The sequence below is a fragment of the Pseudomonas sp. E315 genome (genome assembly GCF_055406205.1).
Map to the genome: position 1 here is coordinate 84,501 of NZ_JBUZPJ010000011.1, position 14,264 is coordinate 98,764.

14 protein-coding genes are annotated in these 14,264 nt (G+C 56.2%); 8 read left to right on the forward strand and 6 right to left on the reverse strand.

Going from position 1 to position 14,264, the window contains the following annotated elements; translation table 11 throughout:
- The first annotated feature begins 359 nt into the window (after positions 1 to 359).
- From gcvH to ACZRJQ_RS16015, 7 genes are all read left to right on the forward strand, one after another.
- Positions 360 to 743, forward strand: a complete 384-nt coding sequence (gcvH, locus tag ACZRJQ_RS15985) for a glycine cleavage system protein GcvH (protein WP_463979295.1) — start codon at positions 360 to 362, stop codon at positions 741 to 743.
- A gap of 10 nt (positions 744 to 753) precedes the next feature.
- Complete coding sequence (gene gcvP, locus ACZRJQ_RS15990) at positions 754 to 3,612, forward strand: aminomethyl-transferring glycine dehydrogenase (RefSeq protein WP_463979296.1); 2,859 nt, start codon at positions 754 to 756, stop codon at positions 3,610 to 3,612.
- A gap of 293 nt (positions 3,613 to 3,905) precedes the next feature.
- Positions 3,906 to 5,282 carry an L-serine ammonia-lyase gene (locus ACZRJQ_RS15995; protein ID WP_463979297.1) on the forward strand — a complete coding sequence of 459 codons (1,377 nt, stop codon included), beginning with the start codon at positions 3,906 to 3,908 and terminating at the stop codon, positions 5,280 to 5,282.
- A gap of 17 nt (positions 5,283 to 5,299) precedes the next feature.
- Complete coding sequence (gene gcvT, locus ACZRJQ_RS16000; RefSeq protein WP_463979298.1) at positions 5,300 to 6,424, forward strand: glycine cleavage system aminomethyltransferase GcvT; 1,125 nt, start codon at positions 5,300 to 5,302, stop codon at positions 6,422 to 6,424.
- A 43-nt stretch (positions 6,425 to 6,467) separates the two neighbouring features.
- The gene (locus ACZRJQ_RS16005) at positions 6,468 to 6,788 is read left to right on the forward strand and encodes a hypothetical protein (protein ID WP_463979299.1); all 321 of its coding nucleotides are present in this window, start codon (positions 6,468 to 6,470) and stop codon (positions 6,786 to 6,788) included.
- A 17-nt stretch (positions 6,789 to 6,805) separates the two neighbouring features.
- The gene (locus ACZRJQ_RS16010; protein ID WP_198631666.1) at positions 6,806 to 7,018 is read left to right on the forward strand and encodes a cold-shock protein; all 213 of its coding nucleotides are present in this window, start codon (positions 6,806 to 6,808) and stop codon (positions 7,016 to 7,018) included.
- A 95-nt stretch (positions 7,019 to 7,113) separates the two neighbouring features.
- The gene (locus tag ACZRJQ_RS16015) at positions 7,114 to 7,608 is read left to right on the forward strand and encodes an RDD family protein (protein ID WP_463979300.1); all 495 of its coding nucleotides are present in this window, start codon (positions 7,114 to 7,116) and stop codon (positions 7,606 to 7,608) included.
- 76 nt (positions 7,609 to 7,684) lie between these two features.
- On the opposite strand, the gene ACZRJQ_RS16020 is transcribed toward ACZRJQ_RS16015, so the two are convergent.
- The 4 genes from ACZRJQ_RS16020 to rpoE all read right to left on the reverse strand — a co-directional run bounded on the left by ACZRJQ_RS16020 (position 7,685) and on the right by rpoE (position 11,465).
- On the reverse strand, positions 7,685 to 9,112 hold the full coding sequence (locus ACZRJQ_RS16020; RefSeq protein ID WP_463979301.1) for a DegQ family serine endoprotease: 1,428 nt from the start codon (positions 9,110 to 9,112) through the stop codon (positions 7,685 to 7,687).
- A 178-nt stretch (positions 9,113 to 9,290) separates the two neighbouring features.
- The gene (locus tag ACZRJQ_RS16025) at positions 9,291 to 10,250 is read right to left on the reverse strand and encodes a MucB/RseB C-terminal domain-containing protein (RefSeq protein ID WP_463979302.1); all 960 of its coding nucleotides are present in this window, start codon (positions 10,248 to 10,250) and stop codon (positions 9,291 to 9,293) included.
- 8 nt (positions 10,251 to 10,258) lie between these two features.
- On the reverse strand, positions 10,259 to 10,852 hold the full coding sequence (locus tag ACZRJQ_RS16030; RefSeq protein WP_463979303.1) for a sigma-E factor negative regulatory protein: 594 nt from the start codon (positions 10,850 to 10,852) through the stop codon (positions 10,259 to 10,261).
- A gap of 31 nt (positions 10,853 to 10,883) precedes the next feature.
- Positions 10,884 to 11,465 (reverse strand): RNA polymerase sigma factor RpoE, encoded by a 582-nt coding sequence (rpoE, locus tag ACZRJQ_RS16035; protein ID WP_007930230.1) that lies wholly within the window; start codon positions 11,463 to 11,465, stop codon positions 10,884 to 10,886.
- Positions 11,466 to 11,985: 520 nt separating this feature from the next.
- On the opposite strand from rpoE, the gene nadB reads away from it, so the two are divergent.
- Entirely contained in the window at positions 11,986 to 13,602 is a 1,617-nt protein-coding gene (gene nadB, locus ACZRJQ_RS16040; protein WP_463979304.1) for an L-aspartate oxidase, read from the forward strand.
- Here nadB and ACZRJQ_RS16045 read toward each other — a convergent pair.
- Together ACZRJQ_RS16045 and ACZRJQ_RS16050 are read right to left on the reverse strand one after the other, a co-directional pair.
- Positions 13,571 to 14,023, reverse strand: a complete 453-nt coding sequence (locus ACZRJQ_RS16045; protein ID WP_463979305.1) for a protein YgfX — start codon at positions 14,021 to 14,023, stop codon at positions 13,571 to 13,573. The two genes, nadB and ACZRJQ_RS16045, sit on opposite strands and share 32 nt — an antisense overlap.
- A complete protein-coding gene (locus tag ACZRJQ_RS16050) occupies positions 14,007 to 14,261 on the reverse strand; it encodes an FAD assembly factor SdhE (RefSeq protein ID WP_048363403.1) in 255 nt (84 codons plus the stop codon). Before ACZRJQ_RS16050 ends, ACZRJQ_RS16045 begins: the two co-directional genes overlap by 17 nt.
- Between the last annotated feature and the right edge of the window lie 3 nt (positions 14,262 to 14,264).

A 14,264-nucleotide genomic window follows, 5' to 3' on the forward strand; every position in this document is an offset into this window, starting at 1 on the left:
GCAACTCCTACGTCTTAACCGACCCATCGGCGTGGGAGCCGGGGCAGCTTGCGATCTTTTCAACACCGAAACCCAGTAACGCCCGTACTGATATCGTTCCAGTGGATCGAAATCAATACACCCTCTTTATACCTCAGCGGCGCAAGGCTTTGATCCTCATGGATTTTTTTCAAGGCCAAAGCCTGTAACGGTTTCGCTACAGAGCAGTGTTCGAGTTGATCCTGTAAATTCTTTAACCCACTGAAAAATATAACTATTTATAAACTGGCAACCATTTTGCAGTGAACTTCTCAATGAGCTCGGCCCTGCACGAGCATTCAACTGCGACTACCAGACGAGTCTGGCACTGAGGAGTTTCCATGAGCGAATTGCGTTTTACTGAAGACCACGAATGGCTGCGTGCCGAAGCTGACGGCAGCGTAACCGTGGGCATCACTGCGTTCGCGCAAAACGCTCTGGGCGATGTGGTTTTTGTGCAATTGCCAGAACTGCAGTCCTATGACAAAGGCGCTGAAGCTGCCACGGTTGAATCCGTCAAGGCTGCCAGCGGCGTGTACATGCCGCTAGACGGCGAAGTGCTCGAAGTTAACCCGGCGCTCGAAGACAGCCCGGAGTTAGTCAACGAAGACCCACTCGGCCAAGGCTGGTTTTTCCGCTTCAAGCCCGCAGACGACAGCGCTGTAGGCAAGCTGTTGGATCAAGATGCGTACGATCGCTTGATCAAAGCTCAAGACGACAACTGAGGAGCCCGCCATGACCGTTAATCTCAGCACTGCCAATGAATTTATCGCGCGTCATATCGGCCCACGCCAAGCTGATGAGCAGACCATGCTCGCCACCCTCGGTTTTGACTCCCTTGAAGATCTCAGCGCCAGCGTGATCCCGCAGAGCATCAAGGGCACCAGCGTGCTCAACCTGCCCGCAGGTCAAAGTGAGGCCGATGCGCTGGCCTCGATCAAAGCCATCGCAGCCAAGAATCACGTGTGCAAAACCTACATCGGCCAAGGCTATTACAACTGCCACACGCCCTCGCCGATCTTGCGCAATCTGCTGGAAAACCCGGCGTGGTACACCGCTTACACGCCGTATCAGCCTGAGATCTCTCAAGGCCGCCTAGAAGCCCTGCTCAACTTTCAAACCCTGATCAGCGATCTGAGCGGTCTGCCCATCGCCAACGCCTCCTTACTCGATGAGGCAACCGCCGCCGCTGAAGCGATGACCTTCTGCAAACGCCTGAGCAAGAACAAAACCAGCAACACCTTTTTTGCCTCCAGCCATTGCCACCCGCAAACCCTCGACGTGCTGCGTACCCGCGCCGAACCATTGGGCATTGAAGTGGTAGTCGGCGACGAACGCGGTCTAACAGACGTTTCAATCTTCTTCGGCGCACTGCTGCAATACCCGGCAACTAACGGCGATGTGTTCGACTATCGCGAGCTGGTTGAACGCTTTCATAGCGCCAACGCACTGGTCGCCGTTGCGGCCGACTTGCTGGCGCTGACGTTGCTGACCCCTCCAGGCGAGTTCGGCGCCGACGTGGCCATCGGCAGCGCCCAGCGTTTTGGGGTGCCATTGGGCTTTGGTGGCCCACACGCGGCCTACTTTGCCACCCGTGACGCGTTTAAACGTGACATGCCAGGCCGCCTGGTGGGCGTATCCGTTGACCGGCACGGCAAGCCAGCGTTGCGCTTGGCCATGCAAACCCGCGAGCAACATATCCGCCGCGAGAAGGCCACCAGCAACATCTGCACCGCCCAAGTGCTGCTGGCCAATATCGCCAGCATGTACGCCGTGTACCACGGCCCTAAAGGCCTGACGCAAATCGCTGAGCGTATTCATCAACTGACGGCGATTCTGGCCAAAGGTTTGAACGCGCTGGGTTTGAGCGTTGAGCAGATCGCGTTTTTCGACACCCTAAGCTTGCACACCGCCAGCAAAACAGCGGGCCTGCACGCCAAGGCTCACGCCAAACACGTCAACCTGCGGGCAATCGACGACGAACGTCTGGGCCTGTCGCTGGACGAAACCAGTGGTCGGTCGGATGTCGTTGCCTTGTGGGCCTTGTTCGCTGCTGATGGTCAGGCACTGCCTGACTTTGACGCGCTGGCCAACACTGTCAAAGGCACGCTGCCTGCTGCACTGCTACGCCAGTCCCCGATCCTGAGCCACCCGGTGTTTAACCGCTATCACTCTGAAACCGAGCTGATGCGCTACCTGCGACGTTTAGCGGATAAGGATCTGGCACTGGATCGCACGATGATCCCGCTGGGCTCTTGCACCATGAAGCTCAACGCCGCCAGCGAGATGATCCCGATCACGTGGGCCGAGTTCGGTAACCTGCACCCATTTGCTCCCGCGGAACAAAGCCTGGGTTATCAGCAACTGACCACGGAACTGGAAGCGATGCTCTGCGCCGCCACCGGTTACGATGCCATCTCGCTGCAACCCAACGCGGGCTCACAAGGTGAATACGCCGGGCTGCTGGCGATCCGCGCCTACCACCAGAGCCGTGGCGAAGAACGGCGCGACATCTGCCTGATCCCCTCTTCGGCCCACGGCACCAACCCGGCGACCGCCAACATGGCCGGCATGCGCGTTGTTGTGACCGCTTGTGACGCGCGCGGCAACGTGGATATTGAAGACTTGCGGGCCAAAGCCATCGAGCACCGCGATCACCTCGCCGCACTGATGATTACCTACCCCTCAACCCACGGAGTGTTCGAAGAAGGTATTCGCGAAATCTGCGACATCGTTCACGACAACGGCGGTCAGGTGTATATCGACGGCGCCAACATGAACGCGATGGTGGGCCTGTGCGCACCGGGCAAGTTTGGCGGCGACGTGTCCCACCTTAACCTGCACAAAACCTTCTGCATCCCGCACGGCGGCGGCGGGCCGGGCGTTGGCCCAATCGGGGTTAAATCACACCTCACGCCATTCCTGCCGGGTCACGGGACCATGAAGCGCAAGCAAGGTGCTGTTTGTGCCGCGCCGTTTGGCAGTGCAAGCATTTTGCCGATTACCTGGATGTACATCCGCATGATGGGCGGCGAAGGCCTGAAACGCGCCTCGCAGTTGGCTATTTTGAACGCCAACTACATTGCGCGTCGCCTCGAAGAGCACTATCCCGTGCTGTATTCGGGCAGCAACGGCCTGGTGGCGCACGAATGTATTCTGGACCTGCGCCCACTCAAGGACAGCAGCGGCATCAGCGTCGATGACGTGGCTAAGCGTCTGATCGACTTTGGTTTCCATGCGCCGACCATGTCGTTCCCGGTGGCGGGCACGCTGATGATCGAGCCAACCGAGAGCGAATCCAAAGAAGAGCTGGATCGCTTCTGCGACGCGATGATTCGCATCCGTGAAGAAATCCGTGCCGTTGAAAACGGCGCTCTCGATAAAGAAGACAACCCTCTGAAAAACGCCCCTCACACGGCCGCTGAAATGGTCGGCGAGTGGACCCACCCTTACAGCCGCGAACAAGCGGTGTACCCGGTTGCCTCGTTGATCGACGGTAAATACTGGCCGCCCGTGGGTCGGGTCGACAACGTGTTTGGTGACCGCAATCTGGTGTGCGCCTGCCCATCGATCGAGAACTATCAGGAGGCGTAACCACAACGTGTAGTCGCTGCCAAAGGCGGCGATGAGAGCCGCAGGGTCAAGAAACGGGTTGTTCGGCACCCCTTCGCTGCCTGCGTCAGCGACTACAGGTTTTTGCCAGTACCCCTGAGTCCGTACGAAATGTTGTCGAACGAAGGTTAGGCAAGGCGCAAACAGGCGAGGAACGGCCGGGGTCGCGCACAACTTTGCGAGTTGTAAATGAGCATTGCGAGCCTGTTTTCAACGTTGCATAACCGAGCGCAGATACATTTCGTGCAGCCCCTAACAAGAAACCGGAGAACCTCATGTCGTTAAGCGTGTTCGACCTGTTCAAGATTGGCATCGGCCCCTCCAGCTCTCATACCGTGGGCCCTATGCGTGCAGCCGCGCGGTTTGTTGAAGGGCTGCAACGCGATGAACTGCTGCCCGGCACAGCCTGCGTAAAAGTCGAGCTCTACGGCTCACTCGGTGCCACGGGCAAAGGTCACGGCAGCGACAAGGCCGTGTTGCTTGGCCTTGAAGGCGAGCACCCGGACTCCGTCAACACCGAAACCGTGGCTGAGCGTTTGGCCGAGATTCGAAGCAGCGGGCGCCTAAACCTGCTGGGCGAACACCCCATTGATTTCAACGAAAAGCTGCACCTGGCGATGATTCGCAAACCTTTGCCCTATCACCCTAACGGGATGATTTTTCGCGCTCTGGATGCTGCCGGCATTCAGATTCGCAGTCGCGAGTATTACTCGGTGGGCGGCGGTTTTGTGGTCGATGAAGGGGCCGCTGGCGCCGACCGTATCGTCGAAGACAGCACACCTCTTAAATACCCCTTCAAAACCGCCAAAGACTTGCTGCGCCATTGCGTCACCCACGACCTGTCAATTAGCCAAGTGATGATGGCCAATGAAAGCGCCTGGCGCCCCGAAGCCGAAACGCGCAGCGGCTTGCTCAATATCTGGCAAGTGATGCAGGACTGTGTAAGTGCTGGCTGTCGCAACGAAGGTATTTTGCCCGGAGGCTTGAAGGTTAAACGCCGGGCCGCCGCGCTCCATCGTCAGCTATGCACAAACCCGGAAGCCGCCTTGCGTGACGCGTTGTCAGTGCTCGACTGGGTCAATCTGTATGCCTTGGCCGTTAACGAAGAAAACGCCAACGGCGGCCGCGTGGTCACTGCTCCGACCAATGGCGCCGCTGGGATTATCCCGGCTGTGCTGCATTACTACATGCGCTTTATTGGTGGGGCGAACGAGGACGGCGTGGTGCGGTTTTTACTCACGGCCGCCGCGATTGGCATTTTGTACAAAGAAAACGCTTCGATTTCTGGCGCTGAGGTCGGCTGTCAGGGCGAAGTCGGCGTGGCCTGTTCAATGGCGGCGGGTGCCTTATGTGAAGTGCTGGGGGGCAGCGTGCAACAAGTCGAAAACGCCGCTGAAATTGGCATGGAACATAACCTGGGCCTGACCTGCGACCCCATTGGTGGGTTGGTGCAAGTGCCGTGCATCGAGCGCAACGCGATGGGCTCAGTCAAAGCCATCAACGCGGTGCGCATGGCCATGCGTGGCGATGGTCATCACTTTGTGTCACTGGACAAGGTGATTCGCACCATGCGTCAGACCGGTGCCGACATGAAAAGCAAATACAAAGAGACCGCCCGCGGCGGTCTGGCTGTCAACATCATTGAGTGCTGATTTTCAAGGAGTCACGAATGTCCACCGAACAACTGCTCAAAACCCCACTGCACGCACTGCACCTTGAGCTGGGGGCACGTATGGTGCCGTTTGCGGGTTATGACATGCCCGTGCAATACCCGCTGGGCGTGATGAAAGAGCACCAGCACACCCGTGAACAAGCCGGGTTGTTTGATGTGTCGCACATGGGGCAAATCCGCCTGATCGGGGCTGATGCGGCCAAAGCGCTGGAAACACTGGTACCGGTCGACATCATCGACCTGCCCGTTGGCATGCAGCGTTATGCCATGTTTACCAACGAGCAAGGCGGCATTCTCGATGACCTGATGGTGGCCAATCTGGGCAATGACCAACTGTTTTTGGTGGTCAACGCAGCCTGCAAAGATCAAGACTTGGCGCACTTGCGCAAACACTTGGGTGAGCATTGCGACATTCAACCCTTGTTTGAAGAGCGCGCCCTGCTCGCCTTGCAAGGCCCGGCGGCAGTCAAGGTACTGGAGCGTCTGGCGCCAGAGGTGGCCAACATGACCTTCATGCAATTTGCTCCCGTGACGCTGTTGGGTGCCCAGTGCTACGTGAGCCGCTCAGGCTATACCGGCGAAGATGGCTTTGAGATATCAGTGCCTGCTGAGCACGCCGAAGCGCTGGCCCGCCACTTGCTGGCCGAGCCACAAGTGCAAGCGATCGGTTTGGGCGCGCGCGATTCGCTGCGTCTGGAGGCCGGCCTCTGCCTGTACGGGCATGACATGAACGACCAAACCACGCCGATTGAAGCCAGTCTGCTGTGGGCTATCTCCAAAGCGCGTCGGGCCGACGGCTCACGTGCAGGTGGCTTTCCGGGTGCCGACACCCTCTTCACTCAACAACAAAAGGGGGTTGCACAAAAACGAGTCGGTTTATTGCCCCAAGAACGCACACCCGTGCGCGAAGGTGCCGAAATCGTTGATGAGCATGGCTCTGTGATTGGTCGTGTGTGCAGTGGCGGTTTTGGCCCGACATTGGGCGCCCCACTGGCAATGGCTTATCTGGATATCGCGTTTACACCTGTGGACACACCCGTGTGGGCAATCGTGCGCGGCAAACGTGTGCCGATGAAAGTCTCGAAGATGCCATTTGTTGCTCAACGCTATTACAGGGGTTAATCCTAAAAACTGAACTCATTCAGTTGCATGACACTTTAACGTCATGCAACTGCCACAAAACAGTGCAACTTTTTTCGATAGCGAACATATAGCTCAATCATCGAAAGCCATTGAACATCACTATGACAAACAACCAACAACAACTTGGATTACCCTTTTAAAAGCCGGACGTCGCTACTTATTAGCGGGGCTTGTTTTTAACGGCTTAGTTGTCGTAGAGTTTGCCCACTGTGTTTGCATGGGTCGCTGGAATCGTGACCTGGGCAGTAGCTTTATGTTTGCTACACCCGTTCTACGTCTCTTACTTTCCTGCAACCCAGCTCCAGTACTCTTTCCCAAGAAAGAGGCTGTCATTAATTGTTAGCGTCAAGGAATTAAGAAATGTCCCAACGTCAGAGCGGTACGGTTAAGTGGTTTAACGACGAAAAAGGTTTTGGTTTCATTACCCCAGAAAGCGGCCCGGATCTATTCGTGCACTTCCGCGCCATCCAGGGCAATGGTTTCAAAAGCCTTAAAGAAGGCCAGAAAGTGACCTTCATCGCTGTTCAAGGCCAAAAAGGCCTGCAGGCTGACGAAGTTCAAGCCGAAGCCTAAGCCAGTCGAGCAGAAAAGCCTCTGATGGTGACATCAGAGGCTTTTTTATGGCCGTAATTCCGTAAGATAGCTTTTTTCTTCCAAGAGACTCGGCCATGTCGAAACAACCACTTAGCCCTCAAGGCGAATTTCCCGCCGTTGGCTTGGGGCGCCGTCTGGCAGCCATGTTCTACGATTTCTTGTTGTGTACGGCTCTGCTGATCGTCACTACATTTATCTACAAGCTGATTTTGATGAGTTTTATCGGCGAGGCTAAATTACGTGCCCTGTCGGAATCAGGCTCACTGGATGGCGACCCGCTGCTCTCAACCATCCTGTTTTTTGTGCTGTTTGGTTTTTTTGCGAAGTTCTGGACCCACTCGGGTCAGACTCTGGGCATGCAAGTGTGGGGGGTACGCGTGCAGAACGCCGACGGTACTGCCATCAGCCTGTGGCAAGCCCTACTTCGTTTTATCGTCTCGATTGGCTCATGGTTGTGTTTGGGGCTGGGGTTTTTCTGGTCGCTATTCGATAAGCAAAAACGCACATGGCACGACATCTATTCCAACACCCAGTTGGTGCGAATCCCCAAGCAGAAAAAACAGCGTTAAAAAAAAGCCCGTATCTTTCGATACGGGCTTTTTAATTCGCTTACCTTCTAAGAAGGCTCGCTGCTACACGCTTTGTTTACTCGGCCAACTTGAACGTAATGAAGCTGGCGCGACCTTGACGCAACACACGCATCGACACCGAACGGTTCTTAGGCAATGCCTTGGCAATTTCAGTGAATTGCTTGGCATCAGAGATCGCCTGATTGTTCAGGTGGGTAATCACATCACCTGGCTGCAGGCCAATCAGAGCCGCGGGGCCGTCCTGAACGTCCTTGATGATGACGCCGCCTTTGAGGTCATTGGCTTTCTTTTGCTCTTCGCTCAAGTCCGCCACGGACACGCCCAAACGGTTGCTGCTGCGCTCTGCTCCGGTTGGCGAATCCATCTCTTTGCCTTCGTCTGGAATAGCACCAACGGTCAGGTCGAGGGTTTTACGTTTGCCTTCACGAACCACTTCCAGCGTAGCTTTGCTGCCCGCTTTGAGCGCGCCTACCAGATGTGGCAAGTCAGCCGACATGATGATCGGTTGGCCGTTCATGCTCAGGATCACGTCGCCCACTTGTAAACCGCCTTTGGCAGCCGGGCCGTCATCAAGTACTTGAGCTACCAGCGCACCGGCTGGTTTTTCAAGGCCAAACGACTCAGCCAGATCCTTGTTAACTTCCTGGATGACAACACCCAGCCAGCCACGGCTAACTTTGCCACCGGCTTTAAGTTGGTTGGAAACGTCCATCGCCACATCAATGGGAATGGCAAAAGACACGCCCATGAAGCCACCGGAACGGGTGTAGATTTGTGAGTTGATACCCACGACTTCGCCCGCCAGGTTGAACAGCGGGCCGCCCGAGTTACCCGGGTTGATTGGCACGTCGGTCTGGATGAATGGCACATAGCTTTCATTCGGCAAGCTGCGACCGATAGCGCTGATGATGCCTTGAGTCACGGTGTGGTCAAAACCAAAGGGGGAGCCGATCGCAACAACCCACTGCCCGGCTTTGAGGTCCTGGGATTTACCCAGTTTCAATACCGGCAGGTTTTTGCCTTCGATTTTTAGCAGTGCAACGTCAGAGCGCGGATCGGTGCCAATCAGCTTGGCTTTCATCTCGCTACGGTCCGACAAGCGCACGATGATTTCATCGGCATCTGCAACGACATGGTTGTTGGTCAGGATGTAGCCATCAGGCGAGATGATGAACCCCGACCCCAAGGACTGTGCCTCACGCTGGCGACCGCCACGCGGTTGCTGCGGCATGCCGCGCTCAAAGAAGTCACGCAACCCTGGCGGCAACCCTTCCAGATCAGGCATTTGCCCCATGGAAACTTTACGGTCGGGCAACTTTTGCGTCGTACTGATGTTCACTACAGCTGGCGAGGCTTGCTCAACCAGTTGGGTAAAGTCTGGCAATTGTGCTTGAGGCGCGTCAGCCAAGGCCGGCACTGCCTGCCCGAGCATCAGCACCGCTGCAAAAATGGGTAGGCAAGATTTCACTCGAGGTATCGACATACAGCTCCCGTTATTAGCAAGCAGAGTTAAGCGACAGGCATCAAAAAACTAAGGCCAGCATAGACCGTATTTCAGAGCCCGGAAAACAAACAAGGCCAGAGCCTTTAGGGCTCTGACCTATAGAAAAAGATAGAACGTTTGGCAAGTTTAAATCTTCACCAGACATTTCAGCACCACGCTAAGGCTTAACCTGAGGTTCAGCTGAACCTGTACGCATCGACAGGGCAATTCGTTCAGCAGTTCCGAGCGGAATTTCACCCACCACGGTGGCCATTATGTCGCCTCCCGGAGCGGTGAGACGTCTGGAAACCGCAACAGTAGGCCCCAACTGAACCCGAGTATCGGGAGCAGCGTTGCCTTGCAATGGCTCAACAAACACCGAAAACCGCGTTAAGCCATCGTCATACAACAAGCTGGTGACTTCGGCCTTGGTACGCGCATCAAGGTGAACTGAGCTGCTAACCAACTCGAAACCCGCTGGCAACCAATCTGAATGCCATGCATGAGTGACTTTTGCCGTTTCAGGCTGAGCATCGGCCACCACCGACTGACACTGCGCGCTGGGCTTAAGATCGCTTTCGGCTGGAGGTGTTGTTGCAAGCTCGGTGAACTGAAAACGCTCAAGCAACTGCCCTTTGTCATTAAGCAGCAATGACTTCAATGGCAGGCCTGTTTCGCGATCTAGATACAACTCAAATCCATAGCGGTGTTGATCGCGAGGCGTTAGTGCAATAACCACTACTTCACGCCCGGCAACTCTGGACTTACCCACCTGAGCAATGCTGTAGACGTCATTGAGTTGTTGAGTATTGAGCTGTCGCGCGGAAGCCGCGCTGACATCTCCAAGCCCCGGCATCAATTTGCCCGTGAGGCATTGCGTACGCCCATCTGCACGCACCATCTCTTGAGCTTCACCATCAAGCTGCATCAAGCGCTCACGAACTTTCCCGTCTTGCACCAAGTGCCAGATGTTATGGGTAGAAAAACTACCGTTACGTTCGTAAACGAAAGTGCCTTGATAACTTTGCTGCTGCTCGGCTTGCCCAAGACGTTTGAGCCAGTCTTGGGCTTGATCAGCCTGGGCGGGTACAACAAACCAGCCACTGAGCAGAAGAGGTAGCAGAGATAGGACGCGCATTGTGGTCCTTAACGGCCTTCCTGACTGGCAGCGGCGCGAGCGTAAGGCAGAGCGCTTTCAGTGCCCTTCAACGCTGCTTGCTGAGCATGCTGACGCAGGTAACCTGGCAAACGCTGATCCTGCCAACCCGATTGCCCTTGCAACACACCATTGGCCATTGGCCCTGTGGTTTGGTCGCTGCTTTCTTTGTAGTTGGCCAGTACCGCAGGGCCTTTAACCATTGGAATGCTCAAGCTTGGCTGGCTGTCTTGCTTGGCCAATTGTGCACCCGCAATGTCGTCCTGGTTGTACAGCCTTACACCCGCCAGCACGGCAACGGTTACCGAAGCAGCAACAGCCAGACGGCCAATGTTGTGCCACGTGCCACGTTTCACTTTGGCCGGGGTTTGCTCCTCGGCCAGTGCGGCCGATACCGCAGAAGCGATATCCAGACGCGGAATCAGCAAGTCCTTGTGCATCACCGCACGTGCCACTTGGTAACGAGACCAGGTGTCACGGGTTTGTTGATCGTCAAAGGCATTCAACACCCGACGTAGTTCCAGTTCGTCCGCTTCGTTATCCATCACCGCGGACAGCGATTCCTGCAGGGCTTCACGACTCATGGCGGTTCCTCTCTTGGCTGTCGCCGCTGTCTCAGGTTTCCTGCAACAAAGGTTGCAGGGCTTTATCGATGGCCTCCCGGGCGCGGAAAATCCGGGAGCGCACGGTACCCACCGGACATTGCATGACGCTCGCAATGTCTTCGTAACTCAGACCATCAAACTCACGTAAAGTTAACGCCGTACGTAAATCTTCTGGCAGTTGCTGAATGGTGCGGTGAACCGTGCCTTCAATCTCGTCACGGAGCAAAGCACGCTCCGGTGATTCCAGATCTTTAAGACCGTGATCACCGTCATAAAATTCAGCGTCTTCCGAACTCACATCGCTATCGGGTGGACGACGACCGCGTGACACCAAATAGTTTTTCGCCGTGTTAATGGCGATACGGTACAGCCATGTATAAAAGGCGCTGTCACCGCGAAAATTACCAAGTGCACGGTAAGCCTTAATAAAGGCTTCTTGTGCGACGTCCTGCGCTTCATGGGTGTCGTGCACAAAACGCACGATCAACCCGAGAATTTTGTGCTGGTATTTCAGCACTAGCAGATCGAATGCACGCTTGTCGCCACGCTGTACACGCTCGACCAGCTGCTGATCCTCTTCCTGGGTTAGCATGAATGCTCCTCGTATGACCTGGAGGAAGATTGCTTTGCTAATTGATCAGGCTTGCAAACATAGACTCGGGCTTTACGCAAAAGTTCTCTCCCCCCTGGCAAGTTTCCTGCGCGCTCGGATTTGGCACGCACGAAAACGCAGCACGGGCCTGGCCGGCTGCGTCAATAATCTTGTCGCCAAACTCACCTGCGAAGGTCTAAACCATCACCTTACGCCGGAGTTGACGCTGTTCCCCTTTATGATGGGCAACCCTCTATGGAACCCTGAGCCGCAGAAAAAGTTCAAAAAATCCAAACGAGGCATAACCGTCATTGCATCAAAGAAGCGCTCTAGGCTAGGCCCTGCCTGAGCCTATGCAAACAAACTCACAGGTAAACCCTGTAAATCTGCCATGCAGATCACTCAAGTCTGAGGCACACTGCCCGCCCGCTGTAATTTCACAATGCCACAAAGGCCCGGCTATTGTGCCGATCCCCCCCTCTATATACTAGTGGGCGCTTTTTATGCGGACGTCAGAAGAATGAGCCAACATTTTCAACATGATGTGCTGGTGATTGGCAGCGGCGCTGCCGGCCTGAGCCTTGCGCTCACACTGCCCAGCCATATGCGTATTGCAGTCCTGAGCAAGGGCGATCTGGCCAACGGATCAACGTTTTGGGCACAAGGCGGCGTGGCCGCTGTGCTTGATGACACCGACACCGTGCAGTCTCACGTCGAAGACACGCTCAATGCCGGTGGAGGCCTCTGCCACGAGGACGCTGTCAGGTTTACCGTCGAACACAGCCGCGAAGCCATTCAATGGTTGATTGACCAAGGCGTGCCCTTCACCCGGGATGACACTGCCAACCCCGAACACCCAGGTTTTGAGTTCCACCTCACCCGTGAAGGCGGCCACAGCCATCGGCGCATCATTCACGCCGCCGATGCCACAGGCGCAGCTATCTTCAAAACCCTGCTCGAACAAGCGCGCCAGCGGCCCAACATCGAATTGCTGGAACAACGCGTCGCCGTTGATCTAATCACAGAACCTCGATTGGGGCTTGAAGGCGATCGCTGCCTTGGCGCCTACGTGCTAAACCGCGCCACAGGTGAAGTGGACACCTATGGTTCGCGCTTCACCATTCTGGCTTCCGGCGGCGCGGCTAAGGTTTATCTGTACACCAGCAACCCCGATGGCGCCTGCGGCGATGGCATTGCTATGGCGTGGCGTTCGGGCTGTCGCGTGGCGAACCTTGAGTTCAATCAGTTCCACCCCACGTGCCTGTATCACCCGCAAGCCAAAAGCTTTCTGATCACCGAAGCCCTGCGCGGCGAGGGGGCGCACCTCAAGCTACCCAATGGCGAACGCTTCATGCACCGGTTCGACCCTCGCGGCGAGCTGGCACCACGGGACATCGTCGCCCGCGCCATCGACCACGAAATGAAGCGCTTGGGCATTGATTGCGTGTATCTGGACATCAGCCATGAGTCCGAGACGTTCATCAAAACCCACTTCCCGACAGTCTATGAACGCTGCCTTGAGTTCTCCATCGACATCACCAAACAAGCCATTCCCGTTGTACCGGCAGCGCATTACACCTGCGGCGGCGTGATGGTCGACGGTCATGGCCGCACCGATGTACCCGGCCTGTATGCCATCGGCGAAACCAGTTTTACCGGCTTGCACGGCGCCAATCGCATGGCCAGCAATTCGCTGCTTGAGTGTTTTGTGTATGCCCGATCAGCGGCTGCCGACATTCTTGCGCAACTGCCCCAAGTGGCCGTGCCAATCGCCTTGCCGAGCTGGGATGCGAGCCAGGTGACTGACTCCGACGAAGACGTGATCATCGCCCACAACTGGGATGAGTTACGGCGCTTTATGTGGGACTACGTCGGCATCGTGCGTACCAACAAACGCCTGCAACGTGCGCAGCACCGAGTGCGCTTGCTGCTGGATGAAATCGACGAGTTTTACAGTAATTACAAAGTCAGCCGCGACTTGATTGAGCTGCGCAATCTGGCACAAGTGGCCGAACTGATGATTCGCAGTGCAATGGCGCGCAAAGAGTCACGTGGCCTGCATTACACGCTGGACTACCCCAACATGCTGCCCGAAGCGCTGGACACTATTCTGGTGCCAGCCACCTACGCCGACTGAACTTGAGCCGCACGCGCAAGCGCCGGTGCTGAGCGGGCGCCAGCGCGTCGCGGGGAATGCACACCGCCCTGACCCGCCGTTCGCCACTCACGCTAAAACGCACTAACACCATGCGCGGCAAAGCCAGGCTGTCACGCCGCAATTGCACGGCTTGCCACCCCTTGGCACGACTCCACAACTGCCAGCCATCGGCATCGCGACGCAACCCGGTGAACGCGTTCGCGTGAGTCAATCGAATATGCCGTGGCAACACCCAAAGCCCATGCGCCAAGCACAACAAAACCCCGAACGCGCGGGCCCACACCGGAATTGAAAGAAGGCAAATTGAGATCAGCGCCAACGTCTGGGCTGCAAGATACGCCGCCAGCAATTGCCCTGAGGCATGCCAGCGGCATTCGAAATAATTACTTGGGTTGGACACGATCCAAAATCATGCGAACCATGCGTTGCAGCTCAGGGTCTTCAGACTCGCTGCGCTCCATGAACCAGCCGAACATGTCCTGGTCTTCGCACTCCAGCAGCTTGCGATAGCATTCGCGGTCCACATCATTAAGGGTGGCGTAAACCTCCTTCACGAAAGGAACCAGCAGCACGTCTAGCTCAAGCATGCCGCGACGGCTGTGCCAATAAAGACGATTGAGTTCTACATCTTCGACCATGGA